The following is a 23,245-nucleotide window of genomic DNA, read 5'->3' on the forward strand; positions in this document are numbered from 1 at the left end:
CGGGCGGATGGTCAGCGGCCAGGTCTACTCCTTCATGAAGGATGGGGTGCGCCACTACACCAGTGCGCGGCCGACCCAGGTCGCCAACCTCGGCCCGGTGCGTACCATCCGCTACAGTTTCATGGAGCGCTGTTATGCCTGTGGCGTCAACCCACGCGTGGACTTCGGTTCGGTGCGCTTGAACACCACCGCGTTCCAGACCGAGATCACCTCGGCCGCACGCGAGTTCGGCGTCGAAGAAGCCGTGGTGCGCGCCATCATCCACGCCGAGTCGGCCTACAACCCGACCGCGCTCAGCCGCGCCGGCGCGCAGGGCCTGATGCAGCTGATGCCGCCGACCGCAGCCCGCTTCGGGGTCAGCGATTCCTACGATGCCGCGCAGAACATCCGTGGTGGCGTGCAGTATCTTGCGTGGTTGCTGAAGCGCTTCAATGGCGACCTGACCCTGGCTGCGGCCGGCTACAACGCCGGCGAAGGCGCGGTCGACCGCCACGGTGGCGTGCCGCCCTACAGCGAGACCCAGTACTACGTGCGCCGGGTCGGACAGCTGGCCGAGCGTTACCGCACCGCATTGACACACCAGTAGTGCCGGCCGCTGGCCGGCAACCCCGTAATCAATGTTGTTGCAATGCGTTGTGTGGCGCGCGACGGTTCCGCTACACTCGCCCATGATTCAATGCGGCTCTGGCCCCCACCGGATCCGCTGGCAGCCTTAAAGCTACCTAATCAATATCGGAGTGCCGGATGGCCAACGATGGGGTACACGATCCAGTCAACACCGGACGTCGGCGTTTTCTTTCTGCCACCACTGCTGTGGTTGGCGCCGTCGGCGTCGGATTCACCGCCGTTCCTTTCATCAAATCCTGGAACCCCAGTGCCCGTGCCAAGCTTGCCGGTGCACCGGTGGTGGCCGACATCAGCGCCCTGCAGGAAGGCCAACGCCTGATCGTGGAGTGGCGTGGCCAGCCGATCTGGATCGTCAAGCGGTCCAAGGCGATCCTGGATGCACTGCACGGGCTGGATGGCCGCCTCAAGGACCCCGAGTCCGGCGAGAAGGACCAGCAGCCGGACTACGTGCTGAAGCAGAACCCCGAGCTGCGCTCGATCAAGCCGGACATCTCCGTGCTGGTCGGCCTGTGCACGCACCTGGGCTGCTCGCCGGAAATGGTCGCCGAGATCCGGCCTGAGCCCTACGACCCGCAGTGGAAGGGGGGCTACTTCTGCCCCTGCCACAAGTCGCGCTTCGACATGTCCGGCCGCGTCTTCAAGGATGTGCCGGCACCGATCAACCTGAAGGTGCCCGCGCACCATTACCAGGACGACAACACCATCATCATCGGTGTCGATCCGCAGGGGGCAGCCTGATGGCCAATATCCTCGCCCGTACCGCCAGCGGCGTCGCCGACTGGGTCAATGCCCGCGCGCCGGGCCTGATGCCGGTCTACCGCAAGCACGTTACCGAGTATTACGCGCCGAAGAACTTCAACATCTGGTACTACTTCGGTTCGCTGGCACTGCTGGTGCTGGTCAACCAGATCGTCACCGGCATCTTCCTGACGATGCACTACAAGACCAGCGCCGCCGAGGCGTTCGGCTCCATCGAATACATCATGCGTGATGTGGAGTGGGGCTGGCTGATCCGCTACATGCACTCCACCGGCGCCTCGCTGTTCTTCATCGTGGTCTACCTGCACATGTTCCGCGGCCTGCTGTACGGCAGCTACCAGAAGCCGCGCGAGCTGGTGTGGATCCTGGGCATGCTGATCTACCTGGTGCTGATGGCCGAGGCCTTCATGGGCTATGTGCTGCCGTGGGGCCAGATGTCGTTCTGGGGCGCCAAAGTGATCATCTCGCTGTTCGGCGCGATACCGGTGATCGGCAACGGCCTGACCGAATGGATCATGGGCGACTACCTGCCCAGTGACGCCACGCTCAACCGCTTCTTCGCGCTGCACGTCATCGCACTGCCGCTGGTGCTGCTGTTGCTGGTGGTGCTGCATCTGGGCGCGCTGCACGAAGTGGGGTCGAACAACCCCGATGGCGTGGAGATCAAGAAGGGGCCGAAGGGCAACCGCTGGTCGCCGAATGCTCCGGCCGACGGTATTCCGTTCCATCCGTACTACACGCTCAAGGATGGTGTCGGCGCCGGCTTCCTGCTGATCATCGCCGCCTTCATCATCTTCTTCGCACCGGGCTTCGGCGGCCTGTTCCTGGAACACGACAACTTCACCGAGGCCAACCGCCTGGTGACCCCCGAACACATCAAGCCGGTCTGGTACTACACGCCTTACTACGCGATGTTGCGCGTGGTACCGAACAAGCTCGGTGGCGTGCTGGTGATGTTCTCGGCCATTGCGATCCTGTTCCTGGTGCCGTGGCTGGACAAGGCCAGGGTGAAGTCGGTGCGCTACCGCGGCTGGATCTCGAAGGTGATGCTGGGTGTGCTGGCGGTGTGCTTCGTGTGGCTGGGCGTGATCGGCTCCGGCCCGGGCACCGACGTGCATGAAACCTACATCGGGCGGGTGCTGACCTTCCTGTACTTCGCGTTCTTCATCACCATGCCGCTATGGACAAGGTTGGACAAGACCAAGCCGGTACCGGAGAGGGTGACCACGCATGACTGAGCGCTGGATGGTCCGGCTGGCCCTGACGGCCACCCTGATGCTGGGCAGTTTCCTGGCCTCCGCCGCCGAGGGCGGCACCAAGCTGCTGCAGGCCGGCAACGACCTCGGTGACCGCGCCTCGCTGCAGCGGGGTGCGCAGCTGTACATGAACTACTGCTCCGGCTGCCACGCGCTGAAGTACCTGCGCTACTCGCGGATGGCGCAGGACCTGGGCCTGACCGAAGAAGAGGTGATGAACAACCTCAACTTCACCGGCTCGGCGATCGGCGACCCGATCCCGGTGGCGATGCCCAAGGAAAACGCGGAGAAGTGGTTCGGCAAGATGCCGCCCGATCTCAGCCTGATCGCGCGTGTGCGTGGCAGCGACTGGGTCTATACCTATCTCAAGTCGTTCTATCTGGACAGCAGCCGCCCGCTGGGCTGGAACAACGCGCTGTTCGCCAACGCCTCCATGCCCAACCCGCTGTGGGAGATGCAGGGGCTGCAGCATGCGGTGCACGGCAAGGCGGAAGCGCCCGGTATGGACCCGCCGGTGACCGGCCTGAAGATTGAAACGCCGGGATCGGTGGACGCCGGGCAGTACGACCAGGCCGTGCGGGACATCACCAACTTCCTCGAATACGCCGGCGAACCGGCCGCACTCAAGCGCCAGCAGCTGGGCGTGTGGGTGATCCTGTTCCTGGCCCTGCTGACCTTCCTGCTGTACCTGCTGAAGAAGGAATACTGGAAGGACGTTCACTGATTCTGCCACCGGCCATCGCATGGGCCTATTGGCTTTTGTGATGGTCGGTTGCACACTCGGGGAGGAGTCGACCGCTGGCACGGTGCCGGCGGCGCCGATGCGGCAGGCGGTCTCCTGTCGTGGGAGAGCCTTTGATGGCGGCGAGCGTACGCATGCGCAATACACTGACGCTGTTTTCCTCGAACGACGACGTACTGTGCCACCGTGTACGCCTGGTCCTGGCGGCCAAGGGCGTCACCTTCGACTTCGTTCCGGTCGATCCGCAGAACCCGCCTGAAGACCTGATCGACCTCAATCCGTACCACTCGGTGCCGACCCTGGTCGAACGCGAGCTGGTGCTGTACGCCGCATCGGTGGTCAGCGAGTACCTGGATGAGCGCTACCCGCATCCGCCACTGATGCCGGTCGACCCGTTGTCGCGTGCACGCATCCGCCTGGCCATGCTCCGCATCGAGCACGACTGGGTGCCGCAGGTGCAGGCCGTCCAGCTGGGCAACAAAACCCAGGCCGAGGCCGGGCGCAAGCGCCTGAAGGAACTGCTGACCGCCTCGCTGCCGCTGTTCAAGGCCAGCAAGTTCTTCCTCAACCCGGAAATGAGCCTGGCCGACTGCGCGATGGCGCCGATCATCTGGCGCCTGCAGTCGCTGGATGTGCCGCTGCCGAAGGACGGCAAGGCGATCGAGGACTACGGCAACCGCATCTTCCGCCATCCGGGATTTGTCCGCAGCCTGACCGAGCAGGAAAAGAAACTGCGCGACCTGCCGGTCTGATCCGGCCCCGCGTTACCCGTCTGCACGCCGACCGGCGTGCAGACGATCCGCCCCGGCGGGGCGCCGGGCGCGTACACTTCACGCATGACCGAAGACTTCTTCCACATGACCAGCCACCGCCCGTACCTGCTGCGGGCGCTGGTGGAATGGATCAACGACAACCAGCTGACCCCGCACATCCTGGTCGACGCCGGCGTCCCCGGCGTGCAGGTCCCGCCTTCGGCGGTCAAGGATGGCCGGGTCGTGCTCAACATCGCCGAACGTGCCGTGGTGCGGCTGATGATCGACAACGAAATGGTGAGCTTCTCGGCCCGCTTCTCCGGAACCAGCTACCCGGTGCAGGTGCCGATCAGCGCCGTGCTGGCGGTCTACGCCCGCGAGACCGGGCAGGGCATGGCATTGCCGGATGACATTCCGGGCAACGAAACCGCACCGACCCGCGATGAGCTGCTGCACGAGGAAGGCACGCCGCCGGACGACACGCCGCCGGCCAGTCCGCCGCCGAAGGGCCGCCCGAACCTGCGCGTGGTCAAGTAACCCTTCCGACGCCGCCCCGATGGGCGGCGTTTTTCTTTGCCCGTTTGGCGGTGGGTGCCGGAATTGTGTGGGTGCCGACCGTTGGTCGGCACACCTTCAGTTCTTACACATCCTCGGCATCCTCCACATCCGGCCGGATCTGGCTGATCCGCGCGGCACCGGGGCCGGTGAACGAGATCAGCTGGTCGCCACGCAGCACCATGCGGCCCACGTGGCGATCGATGCCATCGTAGGAATACTCGAACTTGAAGGTGCGCTCGAAACCGAGCCGGCCATCTTCGCCACGCGACAGTCGCAGGCCGGTGGCGTGCACCGCCTGGTCCAGCCACTGCACGTCGGCGGCGCGGCAGGCATTGCGTCCCAGCTCGACCGCGCGCTCGGCGGCCGAGCGTGCGGCGTTCCAGAAGAAGTAGATGATTCCGCCGGCAATCAACAACAGCAGCAGGGTAGGCATGGCGTCAGCCGTCAGAGGTCGATCCGGCAAAGATGGCGGCGAACGTGCGCTGGATCAAGCACGGGTATCACCGCCTCGGCGGTGGCTGGCCCGTCGTCGGCGCTGCGGGCGCGTTGGCCGGTACGGCCTGCATCGGCGCTGCGGAGGGTGACGGCATCACCAATGGCGCGGTCGCGGTCAACTGCAGCAGGGCCGCCCAGTCCTGGCGGTTGAAGCTGCATTCGTCCTCGCGGCCCGGCGTGCAGCTGGGCTCGATGCCGGTGCTGTTGCGTTCGCGTGCCGGGGGCAGCTTGATCAATCCGGTACGGTCCAGCGGCAGCAGGCGCATCGCCACGGTGTTCATCACGTTGCCACCGACCAGGTACAGGGTCTGGTCGCCCCCCAGGTTGGCAGCCACCACCACTTCGCAATGCGATTTCCAGTGGCCCACCGAACCGTTGCCCAGCGCCTGCACCAGCCCGCTGTAGCTGAGCGTCGTGCTGCGGTCGCGCAGGAAGCACAACAGGTCGCCCGGTGCGGGCTTTGCGGTCGCGGGATCGACCAGCCGGTACGGCACGCCCGAGGGGCCGCCCTGGTACGCGGCACGGATGTAGTCGATGTGGCGCGGCGACGTGTTGAAGCCGGGAACGCCGGCCTGCACCATCACCCAGGAAATGAAAGCGGCCGACCACGGGTTGTCGATCAGGAACGCGCGGCAGTCGCTGTCGGTGTAGCGCGTGCCCAGTGGTGCCAGACAGCTGCTGGCGCCGGCGATGCTGCCCATCGCGTTGAGCGTGCCGCTGTTGCGCCAGTAGCCGGCCACGCGCTGCCAGGCGATCAGGCCGTTGTCGGCCAGGTGATCGCTTTCGGCTTCGGTGACGCTGAGGCTGGCGGCGCGGCCATCGCGATCGATGAAGGGCCGGAACCACAACCGGTGCTCGTTGCAGGCGGTATTGCGGATGGCCACCGCCAATGGGCTCAGGCCGAAGCGGGGAGGGACATCGCAGGCTTCAGCGGCTGCGGCGGACAAGGGGGCTGCCGCGAGCAGCAGACAGGCAGGCAAGAGCATCCGGCGCATGCGCGGCTCCTGTGGGGGATGCCCGCAGCGTCGCAGAGGCTGGCGTAGCCGAGCCGTGAAGGCGCCCGGGTCGTGTAGAGCCGAGCCTACGCTCGGCTCATCGCGCAAAGCGGGTGCCGGGCGCGCCGCAGATCGAGAAGCAGCCGAGCGTGGGCTCGGCTCTACAAGGTCCCGTAGGCCTCAAGCCGGCGGCGGGCCCAGCTTCAACGACAGATCGATGGCCTGCACATGCTTGGTCAGTCCGCCGATGGAGATGCAATCGACGCCATCCTCAGCGATCGAGCGCAGGCCGCCCAGGCCGACGCTGCCGGAGACTTCCAGCGGAATGCGTCCGGCGGTGATGCGCACCGCCTCGCGGCGCAGGTCGGGACTGAAGTCATCCAGCAGGATGCGTTCGCAACCGGCTTCGAGCGCCTGGCGCAGCTGTGCCAGGTCTTCGACCTCGACCACCAGTGGCAGCGCAGGCCACTGCCGGCGTGCGGCGGCCACCGCCGCGGCCAGCGAACCGGCGGCGCGGATGTGGTTCTCCTTCAGCATCACCGTGTCGTACAGGCCGAAGCGGTGGTTCTCGCCGCCGCCGCAGCGCACCGCGTACTTCTGCGCCAGGCGCAGGCCGGGCAGGGTCTTGCGGGTGTCGAGGATGCGGGTACCGGTACCGGCTACCGCAGCCACGTAGCGAGCAGTGGTGGTCGCGGTGCCGGACAGCGTCTGCAGGAAGTTCAGCGAAGTGCGCTCGGCACTGACCAGGCTGCGGCTGCGCCCGTGCAGCAGGGCCAGCACGGTGCCGGCGGTGACGGCATCGCCTTCGGCGATGTGCCATTCAATGCGCACGTCAGGGTCGAGCGCGCGATGGGTAGCGTCGAACCAGGGGCGCCCGGCGATCACCGCATCCTGCTTGCACAGCAGGTAGGCGCTGTCGGCCTGGTCGGGGAGCAGGGCGGCGGTGACATCACCGCTGCCCAGGTCCTCGGCCAGCGCGCGCGCGACATCGGCGGCGACAACGGCCGCATCCGGCGTCGGCAGCGTGCTCATGCAGCCGGGAAGTCGGCGATCTGGGCGGTCGGAATGGCTTCCTCGGCCAGCAGCACCGGGATGCCGTCGTCGACGCGGAACACCTGCTTGCGGTCACGGGTGACCAGCGCCTCGCGCAGCGGCTGCGCCAGCGGGTTGCCATCGGCCTTGGTCACCGTGCCGGCGGAAATGGCCTTGTTGAGGGCTTCCAGGCCCTTGCCATCCAGCAGGGACAGGGGCTGGCGGGTGTCCGGGGACACCAGCAGGTCGAGCAGCTTGCGATCCATGGTTCTTCGTCTTGCGTGGAAGACGGCTAGAATACGTCTTTAAGGCAGGTGACGGCCAATGACCCCCAACCCGATCGCGCCGCTTGTCGGCATCGTCATGGGTTCCCGTTCCGACTGGGAAACCATGCAGCACGCCGCCCAGAAGCTTGAAGCCCTGGGTGTTCCGTTCGAAGTGAAGGTGGTGTCCGCGCATCGGACGCCGGATGTGTTGTTCAGTTACGCCGAGCAGGCGGGCCCGCGTGGCCTGCGCGCGATCATCGCCGGTGCCGGCGGGGCCGCGCACCTGCCGGGCATGATCGCGGCCAAGACCGCCGTGCCGGTGCTGGGCGTGCCGGTGCAGTCCAAGGCCCTCAACGGAATGGATTCCCTGCTGTCGATCGTGCAGATGCCGGCCGGCATCCCGGTCGCCACCTTCGCCATCGGCAACGCCGGCGCCTCCAACGCCGCGCTGTTCGCGGCGGCGATGCTGGCCAGCGACCAGCCGGCGATCGGCCAGGCGCTCGATGCCTTCCGTGCACGCCAGACCGAAGACGTGATGGCCCACGACGATCCGCGCCAATGAGCCTGACTGTCGGCATCCTGGGCGGCGGCCAGCTCGCCCGCATGATGGTCCTGGCCGGTGCGCCGCTGGGGCTGCGCTTCGAACTGTACGACCCGGCCGCCGACGCCTGCAGCGGCCCGCTGGCGCCGCTCACCGTGGGCCCCTTCGACGACCGCCAGGCCTTGGCGGACTTCGCCGCCAAGGTCGATGTGGTCACCTTCGATTTCGAGAACGTGCCTGCCGACAGTGCACAGTTCCTGGCCGACCGCGTGCCGGTCTATCCGCCGCCGGCCGCGCTGGCGGTGGCCCAGGACCGGTTGAGCGAGAAGACCCTGTTCCAGCAGCTGGGTATTCCGCTGCCGGCCTTCGCCGACATCCGCAGCCGCGACGCGCTGGCGGCGAAGGTGGCTGAGTTCGGCCTGCCGTGCATCCTCAAGACCCGCCGCCTCGGCTACGACGGCAAGGGTCAGTTCCGCCTGCGCAGCGAAGCCGACATCGACGCCGCATGGGATGCGCTCGGTGCCCAGGTGGAGCGCACCGGACTGATCCTGGAAGGCTTCGTGGCCTTCCAGCGCGAGGTCAGCGTGGTGGCCGTGCGTGGCCGCGATGGCAGCTTCGAAGCCTGGCCGGTCACCGGCAACTGGCATGTCGACGGCGTGCTGTCGGCCAGCGTGGCACCGGCGGTGCTGTCCGACGCCGAGCAGCAGGCAGCGGTCGGCTATGCCCGCCGCGTCGCCGAGCACCTGCAGTATGTGGGCGTGTTCGCGCTGGAGCTGTTCTGCCGTGATGGTGAGCTGCTGGCCAACGAGATGGCACCGCGCGTGCACAACTCCGGCCACTGGACCATCGAAGGCAGCGAGACCTCGCAGTTCGAGAACCATCTGCGTGCGGTGCTGGGCCTGCCGCTGGGCAGCACCCGCATGCTCGGCCATGCCTGCATGCTGAACTGGCTGGGCGTGATGCCCGATCCGGCGCCGGTGCTGGGTCAGGCCAGTGGCCATTGGCACGACTACGGCAAGGAGCCGCGCGAAGGTCGCAAGGTCGGCCACGCCACGTTGCGCGACGATGATGCCGCTGCATTGGCCGATGCGCTGGACCAGGTCGGCCTGGAGCTGGACCGCCAGGCCCAGGTGGCGCCGGCGGTGCACGCGCTGCGCAACCGCTGAGCCCGGGCGTGCCGGCCAATGGCCGGCACAACCTTGTATGCCTGCAACGGTGTGGCGCGCCGGTGCAGGCATCGGCGCACCATTGTCGGTGGTAGCGTGGAGCTCCTTTCACAGGAGTCACGACCATGCTCGACTGGAATGCCTACCGCAAGGAACTGAAGGGCCGCATCGGCGAGATCGGCAAGCTCTCGCCGGACACGGTCAAGGGCTACGCCACCCTGGCCAATGCCGGTGCCCAGACCAACCATCTGGATGCCAAGACCCGTGAGCTGATCGCATTGGCGGTGGCGGTGACCACCCGCTGCGACGGCTGCATCACCGTGCACGTGGACGCTGCGCTGAAGCATGGCGCCAGCCGCGAGGAAATCACCGAAGCACTGGGCGTGGCGGTGTCGCTCAACGCCGGCGCGGCGCTGGTGTACTCGGCGCGGGTGATGGACGCGGTGGCTGCGCACGAGAACGCGTGAAGCTCCGCTCTGCATTTCGGTAGTGCCGGCCGCTGCCTCAGCGCAGCTGGCTTTCGGCGAATTCCCAGTTGACCATCTGCCAGAAGGCATCCAGGTAACGCGCGCGATCATTCTGGTAATCGGTGTAGTAGGCGTGCTCCCAGACATCGCAGCACAGCAGCGGGGTGCTTTCGCCGGTCAGTGGCGTGCCGGCGTTGCGGGTGGCCTGGATGCCGAGCTGGCCACCGGGGTGCTGCACCAGCCACACCCAGCCCGAGCCGAACAGGCCCAGCGCGGTGCGGTTGAATTCCTCGCGCAGGCGCTGCGCATCACCGAACTGGCGCTTGACCAGCTCGCCCAGCCGGCCCTGCGGCTCGCCGCCGCCGCGCGGGCGCAGGCACTGCCAATAGAAGCCGTGGTTCCAGGCCTGGGCGGCCGCATCGAACAGCGTGCCCTGGGCATGGCGCACGATCTCTTCCAGTGACGCCTCCTCCCACTCGGTGCCGAGAGTGCCGGCGTTGACCGCGTCAACGTAGGCGCGATGGTGGCGGCCGTGATGCAACTCAACGGTCTGCGCGGACAGGTGGGGCTGCAGGGAGCCGGGGAGATAGGGCAGGGCAGGCAATTCGACGGGCATGGGCAGGTTCGTGGCCAGGGGACGGCGGTAGCCTGTTCCATCCGCTTACAATGGCGGCTACCGTGGGCAGTCTAGCCGACCATCACGGTCGGTTTGTCCGGCGAAGCAAGGAGTGTGGTTGTGGCGGTAATGCAGCAAATCCAGGCCGAGGTCGATCGTTACCCGCTCGTGCTGTTCATGAAGGGCACCCCGCAATACCCGATGTGCGGCTTTTCCAGTCGCGCCGTGCAGGCGTTGATGGCAGCCGGCGCCGTCACCCTGCGCACTGTCAACGTGCTCGAAGAGCCGGAGATCCGCGCCAACCTGCCGCGCTTTTCCAATCTGCCGACCTTCCCGCAGCTGTTCATCAACGGTGAGTTGATCGGCGGCTGCGACATCGTCATGGAACTGTTTGAATCCGGCGAGCTCAAGCGCATCGTCGAAGAGGCGACCCAGGGATGAGTGCCTGGCCGTCGACGTCACCGACTGACGGGGCGATCGATGGCCGCCCGTTGCAGGATCGCGTCGTACTGGTCGCCGGCGCCGGGGGAGGGCTGGGCAGTGCCGCGGCGGTCGCCGCAGCCGCAGCCGGTGCCACCGTGGTCCTGCTGGGACGCAAGCCGCGCCGGTTGGACCGGGTCTATGCCCAGGTCCAGGCGGTCGGTCCGGAACCGCTTCTGTACCCGCTGGACCTGGAAGGCGCCAGCCCCGATGACTATGCCGAACTGGCCCAGGCCCTGCAGCGCGAGCTGGGGCGACTGGATGGACTGCTGGTCTGCGCCGCGCATTTCCCCGGGCTGACTCCGTTTGAACTGGCTGACCCGGCCAGTTTCGCCCGTGCGGTCCATGTCACCCTGACCGCACCGGCCTGGCTGGCCCAGGCCTGCCTGCCGCTGCTGCGGCAACGCGAGGATGCCGCCATGGTGTTCGCGGTCGATGCCCCCGACCGGGTGGGGCAGGCCTATTGGGGGGGGTATGGCGTAGCCCAGCACGGCCTGCGTGGCCTGATCGCCAGCCTGCACGATGAACTGGGCCGCAGTCCCGTCCGGGTCAGCGGCCTGTACCCCGGCCCCCTGCGCACGGCGCTTCGGGCCCGCGCCTATTCCGTGGACCAGGACCCGGCTGCGCAAGGCCCAGAAGCCGCGGCGGCCGCTGCGGTGACCCTGCTGTCCGCCGCTGGGAGCGCCTGGCGCGGACAGATTCTCGATGCCAGTGAGACGCCTCGGGAAAGGTGAGCCCTGTGGGAAGACGGAGTGAAGAACCCGTCACGATTGCGTTGCGAACCGGTGCCGTTTGTCGCACAACCGTCACATTGATGGCGTAGCGTGTTAATCTAGTGTTAACCGTTAGGGCTGCCTTCAGCCGAGCGGTAGGGAACCCCAGATAACTCTCCGATCAGCCACCCGCAGGGCTGCTTGGATGCGCTTTTTTTCCGCCATCGCCAACTCGCATCGAGGCTACCGAAAAATGACCCACCCACTCCGGATGTCCAAGCTTACCCTTGGTCTCGTGGCTGCACTTGCTGCCGCTCCCGCCTTCGCCCAGAGCAGCACCTCCGCCGGTGTCGGCGGCCAGGTGATGTCCGCTGCAGGCCAGCCTGTCGCCGGCGCTGAAGTCACCATCACGCACACCGAGTCGGGCACTGTTTCGCGTGCCACCACCGATGCGTCGGGCCGATACAACGCGCGGGGCCTGCGCGTGGGTGGTCCGTACACCATCACCATCACCAAGTCCGGTGAAGGCACCAAGACCGAGGAAGGTGTCTACCTGAACCTGAACCAGGTCAACACCGTCAACGCCAACCTGGGCGGTGACCTGGCTGCAACCAACCTGGACGCGGTGAACGTTGTTGCCACCGCCGGCGGCCTGGACCTGTTCAGTGCCAACAAGATGGGCACCGGCACCAACGTGACCCGCGAAACGATGGATGCGCTGCCGTCGGCCAGCCGCAACATCCAGGACTACGTGCGTCTCGACCCGCGCATCTCGCAGGTCAGCAAGGCGGACGGCGCGATCTCGGCCGGCGGCCAGAATACCCGTTACAACGCCATCCGCATCGACGGCATCAGCGCCTCCGATCCGTTCGGCCTGGGTTCCAACAACCTGCCGACCGAGCGTCAGCCGGTGTCGATGGACGCCATCCAGGAAATCAACATCGACCTGGCCAACTACGACACCACCATCGCCGGTGGCACCGGCGCGGTGATCAACGCCGTGACCAAGTCGGGTACCAATGAATTCCACGGCACCGTGTACGGTTCGTACCGCGACAAGGACATGGTCCGCTCGCGCCTGGAAGGTGACAAGCAGGACTTCAACGGCTTCGAGGACGAGAAGACCTACGGCATGACCTTCGGCGGTCCGATCGTCAAGGACAAGCTGTTCTTTTTCACCAACTATGAAAAGTACGAGCGCTCGGCTGCCGGCGTCGCCCTGAGCGACACGCCGATCGGCCGTGGCACCATCACCCAGCAGCAGATCACCGACGTCCAGAACTTCCTGGGCAAGCTGGGCTACGACCCGGGCAGCCTGGCGGCGCCGAACAGCAAGACCGAGATCGAAGAGTACGCGGTCAAGCTGGACTGGAACATCAACGAGAACCACCGTGCGGCCCTGCGCTACAACAAGATGGAGCAGAACGTCGTTCGCTTCCCGCAGGTCAGCAGCAGCGCCATCTCGCTGAGCAACTTCTGGTACCAGCAGCCGACCCAGTACGAAACCTGGATGGGCGAACTGTTCAGTGACTGGTCCGAGAACTTCTCGACCGAGTTCAAGGTCTCGCACAAGGATTACTCGGCCAACCGCGTCCCGCTGGTGGACATGCCGCAGATCCGCATCAAGTCGGGCAACGATTCGCTGTACGTCGGTACCGAACAGAACACCCACGTCAACATCGTCGAGTCGAAGGAACTGAGCGCCTTTGGTGCCGGTACCTGGTACATCGGTGACCACACCGTCAAGTTCGGCTTCGATTACTCGAAGAATGACCTGATGAACTTCTACGGCCGCAACCTCAACGGCGTGTACGAATTCAACAGCGTCAACGATTTCCTGGCGGGCAAGGCTTCGCGCTACCAGCTGCGCGCTCCGCGCGCCGATGGCAGCCGCAGCGACATCCCGGCCGACTTCACCCTGAAGAACACCGGCGTGTTCGTGCAGGACACCTGGGCGATCAACTACAATCTGAACCTGATGTTCGGCGTGCGCATCGACATGCCTGACTTCAGCACCCAGCGCCTGTACAACCCGCGCATCGAGCAGCTGTACGGCTTCAACAACACCAAGCTGGTCGACAAGAACCTGGTGCAGCCGCGCGTCGGCTTCAACTACACCTTCGACAGCGATCGCCCGACCCAGCTGCGCGGTGGCGTGGGCCTGTTCGGCGGCGCCGCCCCGAACGTGTGGCTGGCAGGTGCCTACCAGAACACCGGCCTGAACTACATCGAGTACGACGAGCGCAGCATCCCGGCCGGTGCCTTCACTCCGGACGGCAACAACCCGTACATCCCGGCCGGTGGCCCGGCTTCGGCCCGTCAGAACGTCGACATCATCGCGCCGGGCACCCGCCTGCCGTCGGTGTGGAAGGCCAACCTGGCGTTCGACCATGAGCTGCCGTGGTACGGCATCGTCGCGTCGGCCGAAGTGCTGTTCACCAAGGTCAAGGACGGCATCTACTTCGACCGTCTGGACGTGTCGGCGCCGACCGCCTTCGGTCAGGATGGCCGCGCGATCTACTGGAACGCCGCTGGCCGCAACCAGGCCAATACCCGTATCGACAAGGGTGTCGACTACGGCATGTCGACCGGTACCAAGGGTGCGGTTGACCGCGCCAACCGTCCGTCCGACATCGGCGACGTTCTGGTCCTGCGCAACACCGACAAGGGCCGCGGCACCCAGGCCACCTTCTCGCTGGCCAAGCCGTTGACCGAGAACTGGGGCTGGTCGCTGGGTTACACCTACACCAAGTCCACCGAAGTCAGCCCGCTGTCCAGCTCGCAGAACACCTCGAACTGGAACAACACGCTGATCTTCAATGCCAACGAGAACGTGGCCTACAACTCGCGTTATGCGATGAAGGACCGCGTCACCGGCACCCTGGAGTGGAAGCACAACTTCTTCGGTGACAACGCCACCCGCGTCGGCCTGTTCTACGAAGGCCGTTCGGGCCGTCCGTACAGCTACATCTTCTACAACGATGCCAACGGCGACGGTGCTGCCACCAACGACCTGTTCTACGTGCCGAAGGGTCCGGGCGACGTGCTGTTCACCGGCGGTGCCGCGATGGAGAAGCAGTTCTTCGACTGGCTGGCGCAGAACCCGGAACTCGATGCCTACCGTGGCAGCGTGGTCCCGGCCAACCGCCACCGCGCCTCGTGGGTCAACAGCTTCGACGTCCGCGTCAGCCAGGAATTCCCGGGCTTCATGAAGGGGCACAAGGGTGAAGTCGCCCTGGACATCATGAATGTCGGCAACCTGCTGAACAAGAAGTGGGGCCTGATCGACGACTACGGCTTCTACTCGACCCGTCGCGTTGCCAACTACGCAGGTATCGATCCGGCCACCGGCAAGTACGTGTACTCCTTCACTGGTTCGACCGACAACCCGTCGGTGCAGGAAAACAACAACGACAAGGGCAACACCGCCGTGTCGCGTTGGTCGATGCAGCTGACCCTGAAGTACAAGTTCTGATCCATCAGCGCTTGAAGCGGTAAGTGGAAACGGCCGGGGAAACCCGGCCGTTTCCCGTTCAGGCGAAAGTCCTTGCAGGGCGTGGGGCAACGGCGTAGCATCCGGAAATGTGCGCGGTGCCAACGCCGCCGATGCGGTCCCGGAATGGCGGACGCGGGTGGCACACATCCAACGGTCGGGTTTCCCGGCCGTTTTGCTTTTTAAGGGGGCGGCAGTACAGTCGGAAACCTTGAAGGAAGCGAAAAAATTGGATATGACCACGAACGAAAAATCGGCCCGTGCACTGCCGGTGCAGGATGCCCGGATCTACCCGCGCGGTGGGCTGGATGTGCTGTCGCGGGCCGAGGTGGCACGCCTGCGCGATGCCTCCGCCGGCGGCATGCATGAGCTGCTGCGCCGCTGCGCGCTGGCCGTGCTGACCAGCGGCAGCGCCTCGGACGATCCGCGCGCCGCGCGCGATCTCTACCCTGATTTCGACATCCAGGTGGCGCAGCAGGATCGTGGCGTGCGCATCGATCTGGTCAACGCGCCGGCGATGGCCTTCGTCGACGGCGAGATCATCCGCGGCGTCGCCGAACTGCTGTTCGCCGTCGTGCGCGACCTGGCCTACATGGCCATCGAAATGGGCCCGGCCTACGCGGCCGAGCTGGAGTCATCCGAGGGCATCACCAACGCGGTGTTCGGCCTGCTGCGCAACGCGCGCATCCTCAATCCGGGTGATCCGAACCTGGTGGTGTGCTGGGGCGGACACTCGATCTCGCGCGACGAATACCTGTACACCAAGCAGGTGGGCTATGAACTGGGCCTGCGCGGCCTGGACATCTGCACCGGCTGTGGCCCGGGCGCGATGAAGGGCCCGATGAAGGGTGCCACCATCGCCCACGCCAAGCAGCGCCGTACCGTGACGCGTTACATCGGCCTGACCGAGCCGGGCATCATCGCCGCCGAGTCGCCGAACCCGATCGTCAACCACCTGGTGATCATGCCGGACATCGAGAAGCGCCTTGAGGCCTTCGTCCGCATCGGGCACGGCATCATCGTGTTCGCCGGTGGCGTCGGCACCGCCGAAGAGATCCTGTACCTGCTCGGCATCCTGCTGCGCGAGGAGAACAAGGACCTGCCGTTCCCGCTGATCCTGACCGGCCCGACGGTAGCGGCGCCGTACTTCGAGCAGATTGATCGCTTCATCCGCCTGACCCTGGGCGATGCGGCTGCCGAGCGCTACGAGATCATCATCGGCGACCCGGTGGCGGTTGCGAAGAAGATGGCCACTGGCATCAAGCGCGTGCGCGAGCACCGCCTGGCGCAGAAGGACTCGTTCTTCTTCAACTGGTCGATCGAGATTCCGTGGGAGTACCAGCAGCCGTTCGTACCCACCCACGAAGCGATGGCGGCGTTGGACCTGCACCACGGGCGTGCCCCGCACGCGCTGGCGGCCGACCTGCGCCGCGCGTTCTCGGGCATCGTCGCCGGCAACGTGAAGGAAGACGGCATGCGCCGCATCGAGCAGTTCGGGCCGTTCCAGATCCACGGCGACCCGGACATGATGCAGGCGCTGGATGCGCTGCTGCGCGCCTTCGTCGAACAGCGCCGGATGAAGATCTCCGGCGAGTACCAGCCCTGCTACCAGGTGCTGGCCTGAACCCGGGCCGGCGCGATGGGGATCGCGCCGGCACTGGCAGGGAAGGGCGGGTCGTCAAGCCTTTGACGCCCGTCGCCCCGGATTGACCGTTCATCCTGCCGCCGCTTGCCGGTGGCGGGGCGATGGCCCATCGTGGCCACCAACACGCTGGGGAGCGTCCAATGTCTTTGCGCCGGCAAAACGGCTTCACGCTGGTTGAACTGATGGTCACGCTGGCCGTCTTCGTGGTCCTGGCGTCGATCGCCTATCCGAGCTTCCGCGGCATGATCCGCTCGAACCGGCTGGCGACCGCCAACAACGAGCTGATCGCGCTGGCCAACCTGGCCCGCAGCGAAGGCATCCGCAACAGCAACGGTGGCGGCGTCTGTGGCAGCGCCGATGGCAAAGCCTGTGATGGCGACTGGTCCAAGGGGGTGCTGGCCTGGTCCGACCTGGATGGCGACGGCCAGATGGGCAGCAATGACGTCGCGCTGCGCTTTTCACAGGGCAATCCGCAGCTGAGCGTAGTTGGCCCGCCGGGCGCGGTCATCGCCTTCGACGGGCGCGGCCGGCGCAGGGCGGTCGCCGATCAGACGCTGGTGCTGTCGCCGGATGCGTGCAAGGCCGGCGAATCGAAAAGCACGTTGACGATCAACCAATCCGGCCAGGTCCGGGTGACCAAGGGAACCTGCTCATGAGCCGCCGCAACCTGGCCCACCCGCGTTCGTCGCAGGGGGGCTTCAGCCTGATCGAAGTGATGGTGGCGGTGCTGATCCTGGCATTCGGGCTGCTGGGCTTCGCCCTGCTGCAGACCACCAACGTCCGCTTCGTGCAGAGCGCGAACTACCGCACCCAGGCGACCAACCTGGCCAACGACCTGATCGAACTGATGCGCGCGCAGCGCACCGACACCCTGGCCGGTGGCGCCTATTCCTCGGCCTCGTTCTCGGCCGGCTCGGTGAAGCCCAGCGGCGCCTGCGCCTGGCCGACCGGCGCCGCCGTGACGCCGCAGGCGAACGTCGCGCGCTGGCAGTGCGAGGTCGCACGCACGCTGGGCGAGAAGGCCAGCGCACAGGTGACCTTCGTGCAGAGCACCGGCGAGGTCACCGTGGCCATCAGCTGGGGTGACCAGCGCTGGGATCCGAAGGACCCCGACAGCCTTACCACCTTCGGCCTGACGACCTTCCTGTGAACATGCCCATGAGTCCAATTTCGCGCACCCGAGGCCTGTCGCTGATCGAACTGATGATCGCCATGGTCATCGCCCTGGTCCTGATGCTGGGCGTCACCCAGATCTTCATCGCCTCGCGTGCGGCATCGCGCCTGTCCGAAGGTGCGGCCCGTACCCAGGAGAACGCGCGCTTCGCGCTGGACTTCCTGCAGCGTGACCTGCGCATGGCCGGCCACTTCGGCTGCGTCAACGACCAGGCCCATGTGGTCAAGAACACCGGCGATGTGGGTTATCACCTGGGCATCAGCTCGGGCAGTGGCGACCCGCAGGATTTCTCGGTTCCGGTGCAGGGGTATGAGGCGGCAGGTACGGCGCCGGGCGCCACCCTGACCCTGGGCCGCGCGTGGAGCGCGGCGCAGTCGGTGCCGAAGAGCATCGCCAACCTCAAGCCGGCGCCACTGCCGGGCAGCGACATCCTGGTGCTGCGCCTGATGAGTCCGGAAGGGGCCGTGGTGACCGGCATCTCCGTGGCCGCGGGCGCGACCACGCTGACCGTCTCCAGTGATGGCATGGCCCGGCTGAAGGCCAACGCCGCAGGTGCGCCGACGGTCTTTGGCATAGCCGACTGCACCCGTGCCGACGTGTTCCCGGCCACCATCAGCGGTTCGACGGTGAAGGTGGACAAGGTCGACCTGAGCAACTATTCGATCAACAACGCGATGACCATGCTGTATCGCGCCGATGGCATGGCGTACTACATCGCGACCAATCCCAATGGCGAGCCGGCGCTTTACCGGGCACGCGCGAATGGCGCCGGCGGCTACGCCGATGGCGAGGAGCTGGTGGAAGGCATCGAGAACATGCAGTTCCTGTACGGACTGGATGCCACCCCGGATATCGCCCTGCCCACGCCGCCGACCGGTCGCATCGTCGACCAGCGCGTGGCCAGTGCGGTCAGCACCGGTACCGATGCCACCGCCGCAGGGCAGTGGCGCCGCGTCGGCATGGTGCAGGTCGGCCTGCTGGCGCGCAGCCCGCAGCGTGCGTCGGCCGAGGCGCCGGGCAGCGCGGCCACCTATCCGGCCATCCTCGGGGTGGGCTTTGCCCCGGCCAATCCTTACGACCAGCGCCATCGGGGCGCCTATGAAGCGTCCGTTGCGCTGCGCAACCGCTTGTTCGGGAACTGACGACCATGCGCACTCATCCTTCCTCCCGACGCCGTCCCTTCGTTGCCCAGGCACGACAGCAGGGTGCCGTTCTCTACGTCGCGCTGATCATGCTGGTGCTGCTGGCCCTGCTGGGCGTCATCGGCATGCAGGTGGCCGGCATGCAGGAGCGCATGGCAGCCGGCTACCGGGCGACCAACATGGCGTTCCAGAACGCCGAAGGCGCGGCACGCAGCGCCGAGAACGCGGTGGAGAACATCGCCAATCGCAAGGATGCCGGTGCCAATCCGGCCGTAGCGTCCGCCGACATCAGCCAGCAGTGCGATGACGGCTTCGATCCGTCGGCCTGGGTCGCGAAAACCAAGCTGGGCAGCAAGCCGGCCATCTATGTCCGTGAGATCCAGGGTTGCATCCAGGGGGAGGGTGCGCTGGACATGGGCAAGTCGGTGGAGAAGCCAACGCCGGTCTACCAGATCACGACCTATGCCGGTGATACCACCAGTGATGCGACGTCGCGTGCGGCGATCGATACCGTATTCAAGCTGTGAGGGTGGGGAACCCATGAACACTCGCAACCGCAGGATCCTGGCAGGCGTTGGCCTTGCCGTGTTGGCCGCTGGCGGCTATCTGGCGCATACCTTGTTTGCCGCACAGGCGCAGGGCGTGCTGGCACAGGAGCCGATGAACGTGCAGACCCGCGCGACACCGGCGTTCATCATGGCGGTGGACGATTCGGGTTCGATGAACTTCGAGCGCATGTTCCCCGGTGGTGACGGCCGCATGCGCTGGAACAGCAACACCAACAGCTTCTTCAACAACGACGGAAGCTTCTTCAGCGTGGGCTCGGCGTGTGCCAACAACTCGGTGGACTGTTACCTCTACCTTTACCCGCACGCGGAATTCAACAAGGAATATTCACCGGGCCGGGCCATTCCGCCATTGGACATCTACGGTTTCGCGCGTTCGCATGTCTACAACGCCAGTTACTTCAATCCGGCAGTGACCTACCGGCCGTGGACCAATGCCGACGGCACGCTGTGGCCGAATGCCTCGATCACCCAGACCCGCGCCGATCCCCGGTCCGGGCAGCGCGGCTACAATGCCGTGTACAACATGACCGTCAATCGCGCCGAGACGTCGGAGAAGTTCCAGTTCGTCAGCGGCATGCGGATTCCCGACCTGTCCGGCACCGGCAATGAATACTATGTCGACAACTGGTGGGATGGCGGGTGGAAGACCGCTGCGATCAGCAACACCGGCAATACCACATACGCGATCAGCTACTTCCCGGCCACCTTCTACCTGCCGGCCGCAGCGCCTGCACCGGACGGATACAAGACCGACGACGCCAGTCGCCCGGTGATCAAGGGTGCCTGTGGTCCGGGCTGCGACATGCGCCGCTACCAGATCAAGCCGGGCAACTACTCGAGCCCGGCCGCCTACAACGCCGCGATCCAGAATTTTGCCAACTGGTTCCAGTACCACCGCAACCGCGTGCTGGCGATCGTCGGTTCGTCGACTGCGGCGCTGGTGAGCGTCGATACGATGCGCGTGGGCTACTTCACCATCAACAAGCTCAGCAACGCGACCATGTATGACATGGTCACCAATCGTGCCGATCTCTACAAGCAGATCTACACGCTCACTGGCAATGGCGGCACGCCCAACCGCCGCGCGGTTGAATATCTGGTCGACCAGTTCCGTCGTACCGATGCCGACGCCCCCGTGAAGCTGGCCTGCCAGCGCAATGGCGGCATGCTGTTCACCGACGGCTACACCAACTCCGGCAATGCACCCAACGGATCGTTCGGTGATGCGGACTCGGTGAATTCCACGCACCTGCCGTCCATTCCGTTCGCCGATGGCTACAGCAATACCATCGCCGACATCGCGGCGGCGGCCTATGCCGGCGCCCGCACACCCCTGCGCACCGGTACCAGCTTCCCGGCCGGCCAGGTGCCGGTCAGTGACAAGTGCAGTTCGCTGGACAAGAGCAGCCCGGACTGGAAGCGCCTGGACTGCCAGACCGACCTGCACATGAACTTTTACGGCGTGACCCTGGGCGCGCAGGGCAAGATCTACGGCGTCAACCAGGCAGCGACCGACGATCCCTACAAGAACCCGCCGAACTGGGCTGGCAACGGCAACCCGCTGAATGTCGACGACGGTACGGTCATCGATGAACTGTGGCACGCGGCCGTCAACAGCCGTGGCGAGTTCATCAATGCGCAGACGCCGGCCGACGTCACCGAGGCCATGCGCCGGGTACTGTCCTCGATCACCGGTGGTGCGTCGCCTTCAGGCACGATCGGTATCAGTGGTGCACGCATCGGTACCGGTTCGCTGGCGGTCACCCCGCGTTATGACATCACCAACAGCGGCACTGATTGGTCGAGCAAGCTGACCGCGTCCAGCGTCAAGGTCAACGCCAACCAGGTGGCCGAGCTCACCGAGGTGTGGGAAGCCTCCAGCCGCCTGACATCGTCCGGCCGCCGGATCGTCGCCAACAAGCTGGGTTCGCCGGTGGATTTCAACAGCGCCCGCATCAGCCTGCAGGACCTGTGCAGCAAGCCTGACGGCAAGTACGCGACGATGCTGGTGTGCTCCACCGACAAGCTGACGGCGATCAAGGCTGATCTGGCCAGCGCGATCAACTATCTCAGTGCCGACAGCTCGACCGAAGTCCGCAACGGTGGCAAGTATCGTGACCGCACCACGCCGCTGGGTGACATCGTCAATTCGGCGCCGGTGGTGAGCTCGCCGCTGGACGACTACGGTTACCGCCAGTTGGGTGGCACCTACGCAAAGAGCTATACGGACTACCTGGCCACCAAGGCCAAGTTGCAACGGTACATGGTCTATGTCGGCGCCAATGACGGCATGCTGCACGCCTTCGACGGCGGCATGAAGGCCGATGCCAAGCAGGACGGCACCGGTGGCACGGAGAGCTTTGCCTACATCCCGGCCACCGCGCTGGGTCACATGGCCAACCTGCTGTTCCCCTACAAGTCCGACACGGCCGACCAGACCTTCCGTCATCGTTACTACGTCGATGGTCCGGTGACGGTGTCCGATACGTTCAACGGCACCGCCTGGCAGACCAGCCTGGTAGGCACCACGGGTGCGGGTGGCCGTTCGGTGTTCGCACTGGACGTCACCACGCCGGGCAGCTTCGGCACCGGCAACGTGCTGTGGGAAATCAGTGACATCAATTCGTCGCTGCGGGATGAGGTGCGCAACAACATCGGTTTCGTGCTGGGCAAGCCGGTGATCGTGCCGGTGAAGAGTGGCACCGGCGTGGCCTGGAAGGCGATCTTCGGTAATGGCTACGGCAGCGCCAACGGCAAGGCGGTGTTGTTCGTGGTCGATATGGCCAGTGGCGACATCCGGATGATCGAAGCCGTCGAGGGTACCTCGGGCGCTGGCATCTCCGGTGACAACGGATTGGGCAATGTGGTCGTTGTCGATCGTTGGACCGGTACCAACCAGGATGCGCGCGGCCGTGATGGCCTGGCCGACACCGTCTATGCCGCCGATCAGCGTGGCGCCGTGTGGAAGTTCGACCTGACCAGCAGTGCGAATACCACGTTGACCGTGCCGATGTTCACCAGCCAGGTTGCCCGGGACTCCTCCAACAGGACCTACCGTCAGCCGATCACCGGAGGCATGACCGCCGCGACCGGTCCTTCGGGCGGCGTGATGCTTTACTTCGGCACCGGCAGCTTCTCCTTCACCAGCGACAAGGATGACAAGTCGCAGCAGGCGCTGTACGCCGTGAACGATCTGTCGGGCAAGACGGTGACCTCGACGGTGACCGCTGCCAACCTGGTTCCGTACACGGCCGCGGCCGCCGCTGCAGGCGTTGATGAGCGCAAGATCACCGCGGGTGCGGCGCCGGCCAACGCCCGCGGCTGGATGATCCAGCTGCCTGCCGGCAACGGTGAACGCGCAGTAGGTAACCCGATCCTGGTCAGTGGCATTGTCTTCATGCCGACCTATGTACCCAACATGGAAACGGTTGGTTGTTCGACCAGTGGTTCGAACTGGCTGTTCGGGTTGTCGTCGATCAGCGGCCTGCCGATGCTGGAGAACGTCCGTTATGGCTCGCCGACCGGCAGCCGACCCGCCTCCGGCACCGCGGCCATTGCATTGAAGACAGGAGGAACCGCGCCGGTGCGTGACGTTTCGCTGTCGGTGTTGCCACGTCCGACGGACAACAAGGCACCGCCCGGTGGCAGCTCCTGCTGGATGGCGGTGGGTGCTGCGGGCAGCCAGTCGCTGTATCTGCCTTACCCGTGCGGTCGCCAGTCCTGGCGCCAGCTCCAGTAACCCAAGTGCGAGGATCCA

At 65.7% G+C, this 23,245-nt stretch carries 23 protein-coding genes; 18 read left to right on the forward strand and 5 right to left on the reverse strand.

What is annotated here, in order from left to right:
• The 6 genes from N5E02_RS10625 to N5E02_RS10650 form a co-directional block, all read left to right on the forward strand.
• On the forward strand, positions 1-586 hold a 586-nt coding region (locus tag N5E02_RS10625; protein WP_279946239.1), incomplete at its 5' end, for a lytic transglycosylase domain-containing protein.
• Between the two features lie 158 nt (positions 587-744).
• Positions 745-1,365, forward strand: a complete 621-nt coding sequence (petA, locus tag N5E02_RS10630; RefSeq protein ID WP_004151998.1) for a ubiquinol-cytochrome c reductase iron-sulfur subunit — start codon at positions 745-747, stop codon at positions 1,363-1,365.
• Positions 1,365-2,624: a cytochrome bc complex cytochrome b subunit gene (locus N5E02_RS10635; RefSeq protein WP_049451337.1), complete on the forward strand. Its 1,260-nt coding sequence runs from the start codon at positions 1,365-1,367 to the stop codon at positions 2,622-2,624. The genes petA and N5E02_RS10635 overlap by 1 nt, the downstream gene beginning before the upstream one ends.
• Complete coding sequence (locus N5E02_RS10640; RefSeq protein WP_049414892.1) at positions 2,617-3,366, forward strand: cytochrome c1; 750 nt, start codon at positions 2,617-2,619, stop codon at positions 3,364-3,366. Before N5E02_RS10635 ends, N5E02_RS10640 begins: the two co-directional genes overlap by 8 nt.
• Positions 3,367-3,500: 134 nt before the next feature.
• Complete coding sequence (locus N5E02_RS10645) at positions 3,501-4,136, forward strand: glutathione S-transferase N-terminal domain-containing protein (RefSeq protein ID WP_111127095.1); 636 nt, start codon at positions 3,501-3,503, stop codon at positions 4,134-4,136.
• Between the two features lie 84 nt (positions 4,137-4,220).
• Entirely contained in the window at positions 4,221-4,673 is a 453-nt protein-coding gene (locus tag N5E02_RS10650) for a ClpXP protease specificity-enhancing factor (protein ID WP_005415949.1), read from the forward strand.
• Between the two features lie 103 nt (positions 4,674-4,776).
• Here the strand turns inward: N5E02_RS10650 and N5E02_RS10655 are convergent, their stop codons facing one another.
• From N5E02_RS10655 to N5E02_RS10670, 4 genes are all read right to left on the reverse strand, one after another.
• Complete coding sequence (locus N5E02_RS10655; protein ID WP_005415950.1) at positions 4,777-5,127, reverse strand: DUF3301 domain-containing protein; 351 nt, start codon at positions 5,125-5,127, stop codon at positions 4,777-4,779.
• Positions 5,128-5,194: 67 nt separating this feature from the next.
• Positions 5,195-6,184, reverse strand: a complete 990-nt coding sequence (locus tag N5E02_RS10660) for a DUF2272 domain-containing protein (RefSeq protein ID WP_164093052.1) — start codon at positions 6,182-6,184, stop codon at positions 5,195-5,197.
• Between the two features lie 180 nt (positions 6,185-6,364).
• Positions 6,365-7,216 carry a carboxylating nicotinate-nucleotide diphosphorylase gene (nadC, locus tag N5E02_RS10665; protein ID WP_005415952.1) on the reverse strand — a complete coding sequence of 284 codons (852 nt, stop codon included), beginning with the start codon at positions 7,214-7,216 and terminating at the stop codon, positions 6,365-6,367.
• Positions 7,213-7,482 carry a Trm112 family protein gene (locus N5E02_RS10670; RefSeq protein WP_005415953.1) on the reverse strand — a complete coding sequence of 90 codons (270 nt, stop codon included), beginning with the start codon at positions 7,480-7,482 and terminating at the stop codon, positions 7,213-7,215. The genes nadC and N5E02_RS10670 overlap by 4 nt, the downstream gene beginning before the upstream one ends.
• 58 nt (positions 7,483-7,540) lie before the next feature.
• Between N5E02_RS10670 and purE the strand changes: the two genes are divergently transcribed.
• The 3 genes from purE to N5E02_RS10685 all read left to right on the forward strand — a co-directional run bounded on the left by purE (position 7,541) and on the right by N5E02_RS10685 (position 9,656).
• Positions 7,541-8,044, forward strand: a complete 504-nt coding sequence (gene purE / locus N5E02_RS10675) for a 5-(carboxyamino)imidazole ribonucleotide mutase (protein ID WP_005412808.1) — start codon at positions 7,541-7,543, stop codon at positions 8,042-8,044.
• Entirely contained in the window at positions 8,041-9,189 is a 1,149-nt protein-coding gene (locus N5E02_RS10680; protein WP_279946240.1) for a 5-(carboxyamino)imidazole ribonucleotide synthase, read from the forward strand. Before purE ends, N5E02_RS10680 begins: the two co-directional genes overlap by 4 nt.
• Before the next feature lie 125 nt (positions 9,190-9,314).
• Positions 9,315-9,656 carry a carboxymuconolactone decarboxylase family protein gene (locus N5E02_RS10685; RefSeq protein WP_005415955.1) on the forward strand — a complete coding sequence of 114 codons (342 nt, stop codon included), beginning with the start codon at positions 9,315-9,317 and terminating at the stop codon, positions 9,654-9,656.
• 37 nt (positions 9,657-9,693) lie between these two features.
• On the opposite strand, the gene N5E02_RS10690 is transcribed toward N5E02_RS10685, so the two are convergent.
• Complete coding sequence (locus N5E02_RS10690) at positions 9,694-10,272, reverse strand: superoxide dismutase (RefSeq protein WP_032954072.1); 579 nt, start codon at positions 10,270-10,272, stop codon at positions 9,694-9,696.
• A gap of 120 nt (positions 10,273-10,392) precedes the next feature.
• Here N5E02_RS10690 and grxD point away from each other — a divergent pair, with 120 nt between their 5' ends.
• The 9 genes from grxD to N5E02_RS10735 all read left to right on the forward strand — a co-directional run bounded on the left by grxD (position 10,393) and on the right by N5E02_RS10735 (position 23,227).
• A complete protein-coding gene (gene grxD / locus N5E02_RS10695) occupies positions 10,393-10,713 on the forward strand; it encodes a Grx4 family monothiol glutaredoxin (protein WP_005415957.1) in 321 nt (106 codons plus the stop codon).
• On the forward strand, positions 10,710-11,486 hold the full coding sequence (locus N5E02_RS10700) for an SDR family NAD(P)-dependent oxidoreductase (protein ID WP_095378751.1): 777 nt from the start codon (positions 10,710-10,712) through the stop codon (positions 11,484-11,486). Before grxD ends, N5E02_RS10700 begins: the two co-directional genes overlap by 4 nt.
• A gap of 232 nt (positions 11,487-11,718) precedes the next feature.
• On the forward strand, positions 11,719-14,940 hold the full coding sequence (locus N5E02_RS10705; protein ID WP_072166746.1) for a carboxypeptidase regulatory-like domain-containing protein: 3,222 nt from the start codon (positions 11,719-11,721) through the stop codon (positions 14,938-14,940).
• Between the two features lie 253 nt (positions 14,941-15,193).
• Positions 15,194-16,582, forward strand: a complete 1,389-nt coding sequence (gene ppnN / locus N5E02_RS10710) for a nucleotide 5'-monophosphate nucleosidase PpnN (RefSeq protein WP_019659018.1) — start codon at positions 15,194-15,196, stop codon at positions 16,580-16,582.
• A gap of 161 nt (positions 16,583-16,743) precedes the next feature.
• Positions 16,744-17,259, forward strand: coding sequence for a Tfp pilus assembly protein FimT/FimU (locus N5E02_RS10715; RefSeq protein WP_005415961.1), 516 nt, complete (start codon positions 16,744-16,746; stop codon positions 17,257-17,259).
• The gene (gene pilV / locus N5E02_RS10720; RefSeq protein ID WP_111202162.1) at positions 17,256-17,753 is read left to right on the forward strand and encodes a type IV pilus modification protein PilV; all 498 of its coding nucleotides are present in this window, start codon (positions 17,256-17,258) and stop codon (positions 17,751-17,753) included. The genes N5E02_RS10715 and pilV overlap by 4 nt, the downstream gene beginning before the upstream one ends.
• 8 nt (positions 17,754-17,761) lie before the next feature.
• A complete protein-coding gene (locus tag N5E02_RS10725; RefSeq protein ID WP_279946241.1) occupies positions 17,762-18,919 on the forward strand; it encodes a PilW family protein in 1,158 nt (385 codons plus the stop codon).
• Positions 18,920-18,924: 5 nt separating this feature from the next.
• Entirely contained in the window at positions 18,925-19,446 is a 522-nt protein-coding gene (locus N5E02_RS10730) for a PilX N-terminal domain-containing pilus assembly protein (protein ID WP_032954069.1), read from the forward strand.
• A gap of 13 nt (positions 19,447-19,459) precedes the next feature.
• Entirely contained in the window at positions 19,460-23,227 is a 3,768-nt protein-coding gene (locus N5E02_RS10735) for a PilC/PilY family type IV pilus protein (protein ID WP_279946242.1), read from the forward strand.
• The last annotated feature ends 18 nt before the right edge of the window (positions 23,228-23,245 follow it).

The sequence above is a fragment of the Stenotrophomonas sp. GD03777 genome (genome assembly GCF_029842485.1).
Classification (GTDB): Bacteria; Pseudomonadota; Gammaproteobacteria; order Xanthomonadales; family Xanthomonadaceae; genus Stenotrophomonas; species Stenotrophomonas sepilia.